The 15,276-nt window shown below is 74.2% G+C and carries 11 protein-coding genes; 7 read left to right on the top strand and 4 right to left on the bottom strand.

What is annotated here, in order from left to right; genetic code table 11:
- Positions 1-5 precede the first annotated feature (5 nt).
- The 7 genes from GR130_RS05925 to GR130_RS05895 all read left to right on the top strand — a co-directional run bounded on the left by GR130_RS05925 (position 6) and on the right by GR130_RS05895 (position 10,130).
- Complete coding sequence (locus GR130_RS05925; protein WP_236572832.1) at positions 6-1,025, top strand: glutamate ABC transporter substrate-binding protein; 1,020 nt, start codon at positions 6-8, stop codon at positions 1,023-1,025.
- A 218-nt stretch (positions 1,026-1,243) separates the two neighbouring features.
- Positions 1,244-2,563: a hypothetical protein gene (locus GR130_RS05920; protein WP_159503729.1), complete on the top strand. Its 1,320-nt coding sequence runs from the start codon at positions 1,244-1,246 to the stop codon at positions 2,561-2,563.
- Positions 2,560-5,250 carry a serine/threonine-protein kinase gene (locus tag GR130_RS05915; RefSeq protein WP_159503728.1) on the top strand — a complete coding sequence of 897 codons (2,691 nt, stop codon included), beginning with the start codon at positions 2,560-2,562 and terminating at the stop codon, positions 5,248-5,250. The genes GR130_RS05920 and GR130_RS05915 overlap by 4 nt, the downstream gene beginning before the upstream one ends.
- A gap of 1 nt (position 5,251) precedes the next feature.
- Positions 5,252-6,916, top strand: coding sequence for a protein phosphatase 2C domain-containing protein (locus GR130_RS05910; RefSeq protein ID WP_159503727.1), 1,665 nt, complete (start codon positions 5,252-5,254; stop codon positions 6,914-6,916).
- Between the two features lie 98 nt (positions 6,917-7,014).
- The gene (locus GR130_RS05905; RefSeq protein WP_159503726.1) at positions 7,015-7,842 is read left to right on the top strand and encodes a hypothetical protein; all 828 of its coding nucleotides are present in this window, start codon (positions 7,015-7,017) and stop codon (positions 7,840-7,842) included.
- Positions 7,843-7,917: 75 nt separating this feature from the next.
- Entirely contained in the window at positions 7,918-9,603 is a 1,686-nt protein-coding gene (locus GR130_RS05900; RefSeq protein WP_159503725.1) for an FHA domain-containing protein, read from the top strand.
- 122 nt (positions 9,604-9,725) lie between these two features.
- Positions 9,726-10,130 (top strand): globin, encoded by a 405-nt coding sequence (locus GR130_RS05895; RefSeq protein ID WP_159503724.1) that lies wholly within the window; start codon positions 9,726-9,728, stop codon positions 10,128-10,130.
- Positions 10,131-10,451: 321 nt separating this feature from the next.
- Here GR130_RS05895 and GR130_RS05890 read toward each other — a convergent pair whose 3' ends face one another.
- The 4 genes from GR130_RS05890 to GR130_RS05875 all read right to left on the bottom strand — a co-directional run bounded on the left by GR130_RS05890 (position 10,452) and on the right by GR130_RS05875 (position 15,076).
- A complete protein-coding gene (locus GR130_RS05890; RefSeq protein WP_159503723.1) occupies positions 10,452-11,192 on the bottom strand; it encodes a hypothetical protein in 741 nt (246 codons plus the stop codon).
- Positions 11,189-11,623 carry an acyl-CoA thioesterase gene (locus GR130_RS05885; RefSeq protein ID WP_159503722.1) on the bottom strand — a complete coding sequence of 145 codons (435 nt, stop codon included), beginning with the start codon at positions 11,621-11,623 and terminating at the stop codon, positions 11,189-11,191. The genes GR130_RS05890 and GR130_RS05885 overlap by 4 nt, the downstream gene beginning before the upstream one ends.
- 5 nt (positions 11,624-11,628) lie before the next feature.
- On the bottom strand, positions 11,629-13,293 hold the full coding sequence (gene ettA / locus GR130_RS05880) for an energy-dependent translational throttle protein EttA (protein WP_159503721.1): 1,665 nt from the start codon (positions 13,291-13,293) through the stop codon (positions 11,629-11,631).
- A 400-nt stretch (positions 13,294-13,693) separates the two neighbouring features.
- Positions 13,694-15,076, bottom strand: coding sequence for an LAETG motif-containing sortase-dependent surface protein (locus tag GR130_RS05875; RefSeq protein WP_201305145.1), 1,383 nt, complete (start codon positions 15,074-15,076; stop codon positions 13,694-13,696).
- Positions 15,077-15,276 lie beyond the last annotated feature (200 nt).

Raw genomic sequence — 15,276 nt, 5'->3', positions numbered from 1 at the left:
GGGACATGAGGATGCGCGCGCGAGGGCTCGGGAATCTGCGTGCCGTCCTGGCGCCGGTCGCGGCCGGGATGTCGGTGATGGCGGTGGCCGCGGCCGTACTGGTGCCGGCGCTGGGCCGGGACTCCCCGGCGAGCGCTCCGGACGGGGTGTCCGGCCCTCCGGCGGTGCATCGCGCGTACGGGCCGGGGACGGCGGCGGCCCGGTCGGCGGCGGCGCAGTGCACTGCGGGCAATGCCGCGGAGAGCCTGCGGCCGTCGGCGGACGACGGTCCGGCGGTGGAACGGATCAAGAAGAAGGGCCAGTTGGTCGTCGGCGTCGACCAGAACACCTACCGGTGGGGGTATCGCGACCCCGGTACGGGGCGGCTGGAGGGTTTCGACATCGATCTGGCGCGGGCGATAGCCAGGGACATCCTGGGGCCGGACGCCAAGGTCGTGTTCCAGGCGGTGCCGACCAACCAGCGGATCCCGGCGGTGCAGAAGCGCACGGTCGACATGGTGGTGCGGACGATGACGATCAACTGCGTGCGCAAGGAGCAGGTGGCGTTCTCGACGGCGTACTTCCAGGCAGGGCAGCAGGTGCTGGCGCCGAAGTCGTCGTCGGTGCGGGCGTTCGACGATTCGCTGCGCGGCAAGCGGGTGTGCACGGCGGCCGGTTCGACGGGTGAGGCGGCGCTGGCGGCGCAGAGCCACGGCGCGCGGGTGCTGCGGGTGCCCAACCAACTCGACTGCCTGGTGCGGCTGCAGCTCGGCGAGGCGGACGCGGTGGTCACCGACAGTGCGCTGGCGGCGGCGCAGGCGGCGCAGGATCCGACGGTCGAGCTGAAGGGCAGGCCGTTCACGGACGAGTCGTACGGCGTGGCGATGAACAAGGACGACACGGATCTGGTGCGCCGGGTCAACAAGGTCCTGGACGACTATCGGGGCGGCGGTGCCGACAGCCCCTGGATGCGGGCGTACCGCACGTGGCTGAAGGCCGATCTGCCGGGGATATCGGGGCCGCCGTCGCCGGAGTACAGCGACTGACGGCGGGTGCGGAGGGCGGCGGCCGGCGGTGCGTGCGGGTGCGCGGCGGGCGGGGCGGGTGCCGGTGGTCGGCGGCCGGCTGCGGCTGATCGCCCCATGGAGCGTCCGATGGGGTCACTATGGAGGGGCTGGAGCGGGGGGAGAGGGAGCGGCAGGACCGACGAGTGACCCAGGCGCACCAACCGCCGTGCACCGTACGCGTATTGGAGAGGTGATCGATGGGGGTCCCTGGACCCTTCCCCGGCTCGGCGGGGAGGCCCGATGCCCCGGCGCTGGACCGGGAGGAGGTGGACCGCGCGCTGGCGCGGCTCGGCGCCGAGTACGAGGCGATCGAGACGTCGCTGCTGGCGTTGCAGGACCATGCCGGCCGGCGGCTCCTGGAGGGCGCCGATCTGTCGGGCACCACCAAGGAGCGCTGGGCCGCGACGGAGCGGTCCATCACGGTGCTGTGGTCGCTGTTCGACGCCTATACGGCGGTGTTGACGGCGGCTCGTGAGCTGCGCGCCCGTCGGCGCTGGCCGTCGGCGGAGGATCTCGCGGAGCTGACGGAGCTGCTGCGGGGCGGCGAGGTGACGGTGCCGGGTGCGGCGCCCGGCGGGCCGGCGGGCGAGGTGACGGCGCCGGGCGAGCGGTTCAGCCTGGAGGGGCTGGTCGAGCGGATGAACGGGCTGTACGCGCGCTCGCTGGACGTGATCGTGGCGGCGGACGCGGTGTGGTCGGCGCTGCCGGCCCGTATAGACCTGCTGGCGGCCGAGTTGCAGCGGACGCGGTCGCTGGCGCACTCGGTGGGGGTGCGTCCCGGGGAGCATCCGGCGGGCGACGACCTGGAGCGGATCACGGACGAGCTGGTGCGGCTGCGTGCCCAGGTGATCGCGGATCCGCTGGCGTTCTGGGTGTCGTCGTCGACGGGGAGTTCGGCGCCCGGTGGCGGCCGTCCGGACACCGCCCGATACGACCGGGCGGCGCGGGCGCTGGAGGACATCCGGCGCGAGGTGGCGGCGGTGCTGGACGTGCGGCAGGACGCGGAGCGGCGGCTGATGGTGCTGCGGGACGTGCTGTCGCGGGCGGACCGGACGCTCACCGAGGCGCGGCAGGCCCGCGGCGAGGTGCTGGCGAAGATCGCCGCGTCGGAGGTGCCGGCGGTCAGTGGCCCGTCGACGGTGCTGCACGAGCAGTTGGCGGCGGCCGCGGAGTACCGCCGCCGGGCGCAGTGGCACCGGCTGTCGCCGCTGCTGGACAGTCTGGAGGAGCGGGCCGAGGACGAACTCCAGCGGGCCCGTGAGTCGTTGACGGCGGTGACCGCCCCGCTGGCGGTGCGCGCCGAGCTGCGCGGCCGGCTGGACGCGTACCGGGCGAGGGTGGCGCGGCACGGGCCGGCGGAGGATCCGCTGCTGGTGGAGCGGTACGACGTGGCGCGGCGGATGCTGTGGAGCGCGCCGTGCGATCTGCGGGCGGCCGAGCAGGCGGTGTGGCGGTATCAGGAGGCGGCGGCGGAGGCGCTGGCTCTGGAGCAGGTGGACGGCAAGGGGGAGTCGTGACGGAGCGGGACGGGGCGCGGTGCCAGCGGCGGGACTGCGAGGGGCGGTACGAGGACGTCGGCGACGGCGAACTGTACTGCGGCGTCTGCGGACTGGCGCCGGTGGTCTCGCCCGAGGGGCTGCTGTCGTCGCCGGCCACGGGCGTGACGGCGCGGGCGCTGATCGGGGGTGCGGCGACCGTCGCGGCGCCCCCGCCGTCGGGGGTGCGCTCCCCCGGGACGGCCGGCACCCACGCGTCCGGCGACCGCGGCGGGGACGGGGAGGACGGTGCCGGCGGCGGTGCGTCCGGGCGCTCCGGCGCCGGGCGCCGCTCGCGCGCCCTCGCGGAGGGTGAGGCGGCTCGGGAGAGGTCCGCGGTGTCGGCGCGCGGTTCGGGTCCGGGCGGCGGCGCGGGCACCGGTTCCGGTTCCGGGTCGTCGCGGGGGCGGCTGGGGGCGGGCCTGGTGGCGGTCCCCGCGGTGCCGCGGCCCGATCCGAGGGCGGCGGTGCTGGCGCACCCCGAGGTCCCGGAACGGAAGCGGTTCTGCAGCCGCGCTGAGTGCGGGGCGCCGGTGGGCCGCGGGCGGGGCGGCGAGCCGGGATGGACGGAGGGGTTCTGCACCAAGTGCGGCCATCCGTACAGCTTCGTGCCCAAGTTGCGGCCCGGGGACGTCGTCCACGACCAGTACGAGGTCGTGGGCTGCCTCGCGCACGGCGGCCTGGGCTGGATCTATCTGGCGATGGACCACGCGGTCGACGACCGGTGGGTGGTGCTCAAGGGCCTGCTGGACACCGGTGACGAGGAGGCGCTGGCGGCGGCGGTGTCCGAGCGGCGGTTCCTCGCCGCGATCGAGCACTCCAACATCGTGCGGATCTACAACTTCGTGGAGCATCTGGACCGGGCGACGGGCAGCCGGGACGGCTACATCGTCATGGAGTACGTCGGCGGCAAGTCGCTCAAGGACCTCGCCAACGAACGGCGCACGCCCCAGGGGCGCCGCGATCCGCTGCCGGTCGAGCAGGCGTGCGCGTACGGCATCGAGGCCCTGGAGGCGCTCGGGCACCTGCACAGCCGCAAGCTGCTGTACTGCGACTTCAAGGTCGACAACGCCATCCAGCAGAACGACCAGCTCAAGCTGATCGACCTGGGCGCGGTGCGCCGGATGGACGACCACGAGAGCCCCATCTACGGCACGATCGGCTACCAGGCGCCCGAGGTCGCCGAACTGGGCCCGTCCGTCGCCTCCGACCTGTACACCGTCGCGCGCACCCTCGCCGTCCTCACCTTCGACTTCCAGGGCTACACCAACGTCTTCGCGGACTCGCTGCCGGACCCGGACAACATCGAGGTGTTCCGGACGTACGAGTCGTTCTACCGGCTGCTGGTGCGCGCCACGGACCCGGACCGGGACCGCCGGTTCGCGTCCGCGGAGGAGATGGCCGAGCAGCTGACCGGCGTGCTGCGGGAGGTGATGGCGCTCCGGTCGGGTGAGCAGCGGCCGGCGCTGTCCACCCTCTTCGGGCCGGAACTGCGGGTCGTGGACACGGAGTTGATGGCGCCGGCGGCGGGCGACGGGTCGCGGCTGGGCGCCCGCGGGGCGCCCCCGGCCGGCGCGGTGGTGGCGGAGCCGGGGGGCGCGCCCGCCGGTCCCGTGCTGCGACCGCTCGACACGGCCGGGGCCGCGCTGGCGCTGCCGGTGCCGCGGGTGGACCCCGACGACCCCAACGCAGGCTTCCTGGCCGGGCTGCACGCCGCCCCGGCCGAGCTGCTGGCGGCCCTGCGCGCGGCGCCCGCCGACTCGCCGGAGGTCCGGCTGCGCATGCTGCGGGCCCGTCTGGAACTGGGCGACGGCGCGGCGGCGCTGGCGGCCCTGGAGCCCGCCGGGGCGGATGCCGGCCACGGCGGCGAGGAGTGGTGGGCCACCGGGAAGCCGGCGGCGGACGCGGACTGGCGGACGGTGTGGCACCGCGGGCTGGTGGCGCTGGCGACCGGCGACCGGGAGGGGGCCGCGCTGGCCTTCGACGCGGTCTACGACGCCTTCCCGGGCGAGCCGGCGCCGAAGCTGGCACTGGGCATCAGCGCGGAGCTGCTGGGGCAGTTGGAGAACGCCGCCGAGTACTACCGCCTGGTGTGGACGGCCGACCGCAGCTACGTCAGCGCCGCGTTCGGGCTGGCCAGGGTGCGGCTGGCGGCCGACGACCGGGCGGGCGCCGTGGAGGCCCTGGAGTCGGTGCCGGAGTCGTCCATCCACTACACGGCCGCCCGGGTCGCCGCGGTCCGCGCCCGGCTGCGGGAGCGCTCGCCGCGCGAGGCGCTGCTGCCGGATCTGCGGGCGGCCGCCGAACAGGTCGAGGCGCTCGCGGACTTCGGGCTGGACGACCGGCGCCGGGCGCAGCTCGCCACCGAAGTACTGGGCAGCGCCCTGGACTGGGTACTCTCCGGGAGCCACGGCGACGGGCCGGACGGCCGGCCGCCGGACGGTGCCCGGCCGGATGAACGACCGGACGGCGAACGGCCGGACGGGGCCGCCGCGCCGCCCGTACCGCCGCAGCGGCCACCGCTGCTCGGCAGCGCGCTGGACGAACGCGGCCTGCGGTTCGGGCTGGAGCGGTCGTACCGCCTGCTCGCGCGGCTTGCGCAGCGTGGCGAGGAAAGGATCGAGCTGGTGGAACGGGCCAACCGCTTCCGCCCCAGGACGTGGGTGTGACATGGGTGTGACTGGGCCGTCCCGGTGCCGGAGCTGCGATGAGCTGCTCGATACGGGGGACAACTTCTGCGGGCGGTGCGGCGCCGAGCTCCTGACGCCCGCCGCGGCGGGGGACGGAAGGCCGGACGGGCCGCCGGTGGTGGCGGCCGGCGGCTACGGCGCGCCGGCCGGCCGCGAGGCCGCGCCGGCGGCGGCGTACGGGGCGCCGACCGGGTTCGGGCCGCCCGCGGGCGCCGCCGCCCCGGCGGGGCCGCCGCCGCCCGACCCCAAGACCCGCATTCCGTACGGGGATGCGGGCGCGCCGCCGGTGCCGGGCCAGGTGCCCGCCGCGCCCGACGCCCGGCCCGCCGACCCCCGGGTCGTGGGGTACGAGGCCGTCGCCGACGCCGCGGCCGGAGCGGAAGCAGAAGGAGAAGGAGAAGGAGAAGGAGAAAGCGGAGGAGAAGCAGGAGGAGAAGCGGAAGGGAACAAGGCAGAGGAAAGGGAAGAGGCGGTGGCAGCACCGGGCGGGGCGCGGCCCGCGGCCGGGGAAGACGCCTCCTCGCGGGAACCGGCCGGGACGGCGCCCCGAGCGGCCGGCGTAACAGCGGCACCAGCAGAAACGGAAGCAACGGCCGAAGCCGAAGCGGAAGCAGCCTGGGGCGGCAAAGAGGAACGGGAAGAGGAACGCGAACAGGAACGGGAAAGGGAAGGGGAAGGAGCACCCGCGCCCGGCGGCTCGGTGGACGCCGATGCGGACAGCGGACCGGACACCGGACCGGACACCGGTTTCGGCGCCGCCGCGGACGCCCCGCCCGAGGCCCCGTCCCCCGCACCGTCGGCGCCCGGGCGTCAACGCGATCACCTGGAGAGCGAGTTGGCGGGCATCGCGGCGGTCAGTGACCGCGGCCACCGCCACCACCGCAACGAGGACTTCTACGCGCTGGCCGCCACGGAGCTGCCGGACGGTTCGCCCGCCGTGGTCGCGGTGGTCTGCGACGGGGTCTCCTCGGCGACCCGCCCGGACGACGCGTCCAAGGCGGCGTCCGAGACGGCGGGTACCGCCCTGCGGCTGTCGCTGGTGCGCGGTACGCACCCCCAGCAGGCCATGCACGAGGCCATCATGGCGGCCTCCGCGGCAGTCGACGCGCTGGCCGCCGACCCCTCGATAGCGCACGACGAGTACCGCCAGCAGAACGCCCCGGCCTGCACCTTCGTCGGCGCGGTGGTCGGCGGCGGGCTGCTGACCGTCGGCTGGGTCGGCGACAGCCGCGCCTACTGGATCCCCGACGACCGCACGGCGCCGCCCGTCCGGCTCACCGAGGACGACTCCTGGGCCGCCCAGATGGTCGCCAACAACCTGATGACCGAGGCCGAGGCGAACGCCGACGAGCGGGCGCACGCCATCACCGGCTGGCTGGGCGCGGACGCGTACGAGGTCGAGCCGCACACCGCGGTGTTCAAGCCGGACGGCCCCGGCATCGTCGTGGTGTGCACGGACGGGCTGTGGAACTACGCCGAGTCGGCGGACGCGATGGCCGCGGTGCTGCCCCTCGACGCGCCGGTACGGCCGCTGCACGGCGCCCGCACGCTGGTCGCGCACGCCCTCGGCGGCGGCGGGCACGACAACGTAACGGTCGCGCTGGTGCCGTTCCCCGCACCCACGGGAGGGGCAGGATCGGCCTGAGCCTCCCCCTCGCACCAGTCGGACAACCGGCCCCTCCCGCCGCGGCGGCCGTCCGCCCGCGGTCCGGCCGGCGGGGCGGGGCCCAAGGAGCGGACCAGATGGCCAACTTCGCCAAGTCGCACGTGCCGCGCTTCTCCGCCGAGGTGCACCAGAACCCCTGCCTTCCGGAGGGCGGACGCGAGGTGCACGCCGTCGTCACGGTCACCGCGACCGGCGGCGGGACGACCGGCGGGCGCCCGGTGCCCGCGCCGCGGACCGGCCCGGACGGGCCGGTCCCGGCGGTGCCGGACGCCGCCGCGGGCCTCGTCGCCGGTGTGGGGCTGCGGGTGTGGACGCCGCGCGGCGCCGCGGTCGCCCGCCTCCGGCAAGTGGCTCCCGCCGTCGAGGACCTGACCGCCCGGCGGCGGGCGGCGGGCCCCCGCTGCGGGGAGTATCCGACCGGCTCCTGGGGTGACGAGTCGCGTGACTACCACCTCTGTTTACGGGTCCCGGACGCCGGCCTCGGCCGGCGGATGCTGGCCGCCCGGGTCTCGCTGGTGCTCTCCGGACCGGACGGCTCCGCTCCGCAAACCCTGTCGCAGGGGCTCGTCAAGGCCGTCTGGACCGACGACCCGGCCGCCGCGGCGGCGATCGACCCACAGGTCGCGCACTACACAGGACAGACGGAACTGGCACAAGTCATGCAACAGGGACTGGATGCCCGCAAGTCGGGAGATGCCGCCCGCGCCGCGGCGATGTTGGGCCGGGCGGTGCAGTTGGCCCGCGCCTCCGGGAACGGGGAGGCTGCGAAACTCCTTGCGAAGGTGGTGGGCGTCGTCGATGCCGCGACCGGTACTGTGCGACTGCGGGCGAAGGTCGCCGGGGCCGACGGGAGAACTCCCGGAACACGCTCGACGGCCACCGTCCGCGCCGCTGAACAGCCATAGAAAAAGCCACAGAAGATCACCAACAGCACCGATCAGTACCGCCTGAAGAAATGGTACGGAGGGGGAAGAACCGACATGCCGACCTGCCCGAACGGCCACCAGTCGGTGGCCGAAGACTGGTGCGAGGTGTGCGGCCAGCGGATGGCGGGCGCTGTCCCCCCGCCGCCCTCCCTGCCCGCGGGGTTCCTGAACACCCCGCCGCCCGCCGAGCCGACCGGCCCCGCGGCACCGCCCCCGGGGCACCCCGGCCCGCCGCCGGCCGGCGGCCCGGGCGGACACGGTGCACCCGGCCCCGGCCCGGTACCCGGTGCCCCCGTACCCGGCGCCCCCGGTCCCCAGGGCGGCCAGGGCGGCTACGGCTTCCCGCCGCCCGCCCCCGCCCCCGGCCCCGGCCCCGGTGGTCCCGGCGCCCCCGTACCCGGCACCGCCCCCGGCGGTCCCGGTGCCCCCGGCGCTCCCGGCGACACCGGTCCGCAGGGCGGCTACGGCTTCCCGCCGCCGGTCCCCGGTCCGGGCGGCCCCGGCGCCCCCGCGCCGTTCCCCGGTGCTCCCGCTCCCTTCCCCGGTGCTCCCGCCCCCGGCGGTCCCGACGCCTCCGGTACCCCGCCGCACGGCCTGCCCCCGCAGGGCACCCCGCCGCACGGCGCCCCCGCGCCGTTCCCGGTCCCCGGTGCCGAGCAGCCCGGCCGGCCGGCGCAGCCGGGAGCGCCCGAGCTGTGCCCGCAGTGCCGTACGCCGCGCCAGGCGATGGCACCGTTCTGCGACGAGTGCCGCTACAACTTCCTCACCAACTCGCCGACTTCGTTCGCCCCGCCGCCCGGCGCCCCCGGCCCCGGCACGCAGGGCGGCCAGGGCGGCTACGGCTTCCCGCCGCCCGCCCCCGGCGCCCCCGTACCCGGTACGCAGGGCGGGCAGGACGGCTACGGCTTCCCGCCGCCGCAACAGGGTCCACCGCCCGGTATGCCCGGCCCCGGCGGCTTCCCGGGTCAGCCCGGCCCGCCCCCCGGCATGCCCGGCCCCGGTCCCGCGGGGCAGCCCGGTCCGCCGCCCCCTCAGCAGGGCGGCGACGACTGGACGCTGAACCCGCCGGCCGCCCAGCACGCGGCCCCGCCGATGACCCCCGCGCCGCCCGGCCCCGGCCCGCAGGCCCCGTTCGAGCAGCAGCCGCCCGCGCCCTTCCCGCAGCAGCCGCAGCAGCCGGCACCGTACGAGCAGCACCCGCAGCCCGGACCGTACGAGCAGCACCCCCAGCAGCCCGGTCCCTACGAGCAGCAGCCGGGCCCCGACGGGCAGTGGCACGGCGCTCCCGGCCCGGGTCCGGCGGCGCCGCCGCAGGGTCCGCCGCCGGTCGTCGGCGACGGCTGGGTGGTGGCCATCGCGCCGGACCGCGAGTACTTCATGGCAATGATGGCCCGCAGTGGCCCGGAGGCGGCGGGGCTCAACCTGCCCTCGTACTCCCCCGAGCAGGTGCTGCCGCTCGCCAACGGACAGATCGCGGTCGGCCGCCGCCGGAACAGCACCGGTGAGTCACCGGACGTCGACCTCGGCCGCGCGCCGGAGGACCCGGGCGTCTCGCACCAGCACGCCCTGCTCGTCCAGCAGCAGGACGGCAGCTGGGCGGTGGTCGACCAGAACTCCACCAACGGCACGACGATCAACCTCGCCGAGGAGCCGATCCAGCCGTATGTGCCGATGCCGCTCCACGAGGGCGACCGGGTGCACGTCGGCGCCTGGACGACCCTGACCGTACGCCGGGGCTGACCGCTCCCGGCAGCAGCACCCCGACTCCGGGGCGTGATCGACCGATCGCGCCCCGGAGTCGTGTCCGGCCGCCCCGCCCTACGACCGAAGTCCTCGGCCGGGGCGTCTGCCACCATGGACCGGTGAACACGATTCCGCACGGCGCCCTTCAGGAGCAGACCTTCTACGAGCAGGTCGGCGGCGAGGACACCTTCCGCCGCCTGGTGCACCGCTTCTACCAGGGGGTCGCCGAGGACCCGCTGCTGCGGCCGATGTACCCGGAGGAGGACCTGGGCCCGGCCGAGGAGCGGCTCGCCCTCTTCCTCATGCAGTACTGGGGCGGCCCCCGTGCGTACAGCGAGGGCCGCGGCCACCCGAGGCTGCGCATGCGGCATGCCCCGTTCACCGTCGACCGGGCCGCGCACGACGCGTGGCTGCGGCACATGCGGGACGCGGTGGACTCCCTCGGGCTGGCCGAGGACCACGAGACGCAGCTGTGGAACTACCTCACGTATGCGGCGGCGTCGATGATCAACACGGCGGAGTGAGAGACCCGTCACACCGGGGCCCGGCACATCGCCCCTGATGTGCTCGCGTCACGATCGGGCCTGATGCCGTGAGCCGCGGGTGCGTGCACACAGCCCGCCGGCGGCCCCTGCCCTCGTTCTCGGTACGGCGGAAGCAGCGGCGCGGCGACACGGCGCCGCAAGGCCCGGCGCGGCACCTCCGGCACGCCTGCCCGGGCTCCGCGTCCAACTCACCCGGCCCGTCCAGCATTTGAGAGCACGCCCAGCACTTGAGAGCAAGCCCGAAGGACGAACGGCCGGGGGTACGCGGCAACAGCGGCCGCCCGCCGCCGCGGCCTCGGCTCAGACCGGCGAGACCGTCAGCCCCGACAGCCCGGCAAACCCCGCCGGGCCCGCGGTCCGTACCGCGATCGACCCGTACGGCGTGCTCAGCCGCAGCCATCCCCCGGCGGCCAGCAACGCCGGCCCCGGCGGCACCGCAGGGCCGCCTCCGGTAGCGGCACCGGCCCCGGCGCTCCCCGCCATCGCCCCCGCGCCGGCCCGCACCGGCCGCAGGAACCCGAGCGCCTGCGCCGCATGCACCGCTCGCAGCGGCAGACGGGTGTCACCGAGGGTCCGGGACCATATCTCCCGCCCGATCCGGTCGCGCTCGCTCCGCGTCCGCCGCTGCGGCGGCAACGCCTCGTCCCGCGCCCGGAATTCGGCGACCGCCGCGGCCACCGCGCGCGCCAGCGCCTCGGTCGAGGGCAGCCCCTGCACCCGCGTCCAGCCGCCGCGCGGCGGCAGCACCCCGGCCCACGGCGGGCCGGTGACCGCGGCGGGCACGGTCACCCGGTCCGCCGACTCCTGTACGCCTTCGAGGAGTTCACCCGCGGACACGGTCACGTCCAGCGTGAGGTCCTGCGCGAGCCGCGCCGTGCGGATCGCCAGCACCTCGAAGGACGGCGGCCGGCCGAACACCGCCAGCACCCCGCCCCCGGCCTGCAGCCGCACCGCCGCCGCGCGGTCGTAGTGGATCAGCCGGGCGAGGAAGGCGGCGAGGTCCGCCGCCTCCCCGGCATCGGCCAGGTGCAGCGCCGTCATGCGGAGACGGCCCCCTCCTGGTGCGAGGCGTCGTCCAGGTACTCCTTGAGGATCGCCTTCTCCTCCGCGGTGAGGCGGCGCGGACGCCCCTCCGCGAAGTTGAACGGAACGACGACGGTCGAGGCCCGGAGGTAGACCGTGTCCTCGTCCTTGACCTCGTACCCCACCGTCATCGACGCGGCACTGATCTTCCTCACCCACAGCTCGACGGTCACCGGTTCGGGCCGGTGGACCAGTTGCCGCACGTAGTCGATCTCGTGCCGGGCGACGACCGAGCCGCCCTTGAACGACGGGCTGTCGCCCCCCGGCGCCAGCCGGCGCATGAAGTCGATCCGCGCCTCTTCGAGGTAGCGGACGAACACCGCGTTGTTGACGTGGCCGAACGCGTCCATGTCCGACCAGCGCAGGGGGCAGGGGTAGAGGTGTCGCACGACGGTCAGCCCCGGGTCAGCTTCTTGTACGTCGCACGGTGCGGACGGGCCGCGTCGGCGCCCAGGCGCTCGACCTTGTTCTTCTCGTACGACTCGAAGTTGCCCTCGAACCAGAACCACTTGGAGTCGCCCTCGTACGCCAGGATGTGCGTGGCGACGCGGTCGAGGAACCAGCGGTCGTGGGAGACGACCACGGCGCAGCCGGGGAACTCCAGCAGCGCGTTCTCCAGGGAGGACAGCGTCTCGACGTCGAGGTCGTTGGTCGGCTCGTCGAGGAGCAGCAGGTTGCCGCCCTGCTTGAGGGTGAGCGCCAGGTTGAGGCGGTTGCGCTCACCGCCGGAGAGGACCCCGGCCGGCTTCTGCTGGTCCGGGCCCTTGAAGCCGAACGCGGAGACATAGGCCCGCGAGGGCATCTCGACCTGGCCGACGTTGATGTAGTCCAGCTCGTCGGAGACCACGGCCCACAGGGTCTTCTTGGGGTCGATGTTCTCGCGGCTCTGGTCGACGTAGGAGATCTTGACGGTCTCACCGACCTTGATGTCGCCGGAGTCCGGCGTCTCCAGGCCCTGGAGCATCTTGAAGAGCGTGGTCTTGCCGGCGCCGTTGGGGCCGATGACGCCGACGATGCCGTTGCGCGGCAGGGTGAAGCTCAGGTCCTCGATCAGGACCTTGTCGCCGAACGCCTTGTTGAGCTTGTCGACCTCGACGACGACGTTGCCCAGGCGCGGGCCCGGCGGGATCTGGATCTCCTCGAAGTCCAGCTTCCGCATCTTGTCGGCCTCGGCGGCCATCTCCTCGTAACGCGCCAGGCGGGCCTTGGACTTGGCCTGCCGCCCCTTGGCGTTGGAGCGCACCCACTCCAGCTCTTCCTTGAGGCGCTTGGCGCGCTTGGCGTCCTTCTGGCCCTCGACCTTCAGACGGGTCTGCTTGGTCTCCAGGTACGTGGAGTAGTTGCCCTCGTAGCCGATGGCGCGGCCGCGGTCGAGCTCCAGGATCCAGCCGGCGACGTTGTCGAGGAAGTACCGGTCGTGGGTGACGGCGACGACGGTGCCGGGGTACTTGGCGAGGTGCTGCTCCAGCCACTGCACGGACTCGGCGTCCAGGTGGTTGGTGGGCTCGTCGAGGAGCAGCAGGTCGGGGGCCTCCAGCAGCAGCTTGCACAGCGCGACGCGGCGGCGCTCACCACCGGAGAGGGTGGTGACCTGCCAGTCGCCGGGCGGGCAGCCGAGCGCGTCCATGGCCTGTTCGAGCTGGGTGTCGAGGTCCCAGGCGTTGGCGTGGTCGAGGTCCTCCTGGAGCTTGCCCATCTCCTCCATGAGCTCGTCGGAGTAGTCGGTGGCCATCAGCTCGGCGACCTCGTTGAAGCGCCTGAGCTTGCCCATGATCTCCTTGGCGCCCTCCTGGACGTTCTCCAGGACGGTCTTGGACTCGTCCAGCGGCGGCTCCTGGAGGAGCATGCCGACCGTGTAGCCGGGAGAGAGGAAGGCGTCGCCGTTCGACGGCTGCTCAAGACCAGCCATGATCTTCAGCACCGTGGACTTACCGGCGCCGTTGGGACCCACGACACCGATCTTCGCGCCCGGCAGGAAGCTCAGCGAAACGTCATCGAGGATGACCTTGTCGCCGTGCGCCTTGCGCGTCTTGCGCATCGTGTAGATGTACTCAGCCAAGAGAAACCGTCCGGCAGTCTGGATCTATCAGGTGGTCTGTGCGGCTCCGCCGCCTGGGCCATGGTGCGGCGTGGCCGCGCGAGGGCAGATACACCCATCTTGCCGTACCGGCATCCCCGGACGGAAACGGGTGCCACGGGGCGGACGCGCCGCGGCCCCGGAGCACATGCCGCGCTCCGGGGCCGCGAGGTGCCCGGCGGGCGACCGTGCCGCTCACTCCGGGCGAGCGGCGCGGTCGCCGAGCGTCATCGCCGTGTCACCGATGCCGGCGCTCCCGCCGGCATCGGCACCCACGGCGCTGCCGCCGGTGTTGCCGTTGTTGCTGTTCTTGCTCTTCGCGTCCTGCCGTCCTCACGGTGCCGTTCCCGTCACCGTGAGGACGGCCGCGGCGCGGTCGCCGTCACGCGGACGGGGTGCTCTTCTTCTTCCGCAGGAAGAAGACCGCCGCGCCGCCGACCACGACGAGGACGGCCGCGATGCCGGCTATCACCGGGGTGGCGCTGCTGGAGCCGGTCTCGGCGAGGTCATGGCCGTGGCCGCCGCCCGTGGTGCCGCCGGCCGAGGCCGGGCTGGGGTGCGGGGAGGGCGTGCCGCCGCTGCCCGCGGTCTTGCAGTTCAGGACACCGGAGAACGTCTTCTTGAAGCCGCCCGCACCCGTGATCGTGATCTGGTACGACTGCTTCTCGCCCACCGGGACGGTCACGGTCCGCGACGCGCCCGGGGCGACCGAGTAGTCCTTGCCGGCCAGCTGGAAGCGGAACGCCTCGTCACCCTTGTTGGTCGCTGTGACGTCCACGCCGCCCTTGTCGCAGTCCTTCTCCGCGGTGATCGCGGGGATCGCGCCCTGCTTCTTCCAGGAGACCGTGGCCGCCGCGGAGACCGTGGACTCGCTGGACCCGGCCAGGATCTGGGTCTGGCTCCTGGCGTGCTCGCCGATGCCGGTGAAGGCGCGGCCGACCGGGACCTTGGTGGCGGCCTGCGCGGTCAGCGAGGTGCTGCCGTCCTTGGTCCCCTTGGGCACGTCGAAGAACAGCTGGGTGCCGTCGCCGGCGCTGGTGACGGGCTTGCCGTCCTTGCCCACGACCTTGACACCGGCCGGCACGTCGGCAGCGGGGGAGACCGTGACGCTGTCGGCGTTGGTGTGCACGGTGACCGGGCCGAGCTTGCCGCCGGACTTGCCGGAGACGGCCGGCGGGTCCAGCGTGAGCGACGCCTTGGGCTCGCCGACGTTCTGCGCGCTCTTCTCCAGGTAGGCGGCGAGCTTCTCGGCCGCCGGGTCGACCGCGTCCACCTTGGCGTGGTCGGAGAAGCGCCAGATCGCGACCTGGGTGCCCGCCGCGGCGGTCTTCTCGGTGAGGTTCCCGGCACCGGACTTGGCGGCGAGCGCGGCCAGGTCGTTCACCTGCGGGTAGGAGTTCTGCAGAATCCAGCGGATCTTGCCCGCGTCCGCGTTGTCGTGCAGCGACGAGGCGCTCCAGGGCACTTCCTGGTAACGCGCCTGCTGCTGCGTCGGGTTGTGGATGTCGATGCAGTACGTCTGCAGCGTGCCGCCGTTGTCGACCGACATCTCGAAGAGCCCGGCGCCCACGCGCTGGTCCCCTCCGGTGCCGTGCACCACTGCCTGGTCGAAGGTCTTCAGACCGTCGAGCGTCGCGGTGGCGCCCCCGTGCGAGGTGGTCGGGTCGTCGGCCACTGCGGTCCCCGCGGTGGCTATCGCACCCGCCGCGACGAGGCCCGAGGCCACGACCGCGGCGGCAAGGCGGGCTGCGCCCCGCCCTTTCATCGAAAGCATGATTTCCCCTCTGGGCGAGGCGGTCGGCTGGAGAGGTTGCCTCGCCGGAAAGATCCCAAGAACTCAACGGCCGAACTGGTCAGCCTGGTCAGCCCCCGTGAGTACTGGTCGGATCCTATGGAGCAGGCGCATCACGGTCCCCAGTAATAGCGTCCTATAAGCGATCCGAATCGCAATCGTTATCGACCACG

Source organism: Streptomyces sp. GS7 (assembly GCF_009834125.1).
GTDB lineage: Bacteria > Actinomycetota > Actinomycetes > Streptomycetales > Streptomycetaceae > Streptomyces.
This window is presented reverse-complemented; position numbering and strand designations above follow the sequence as displayed.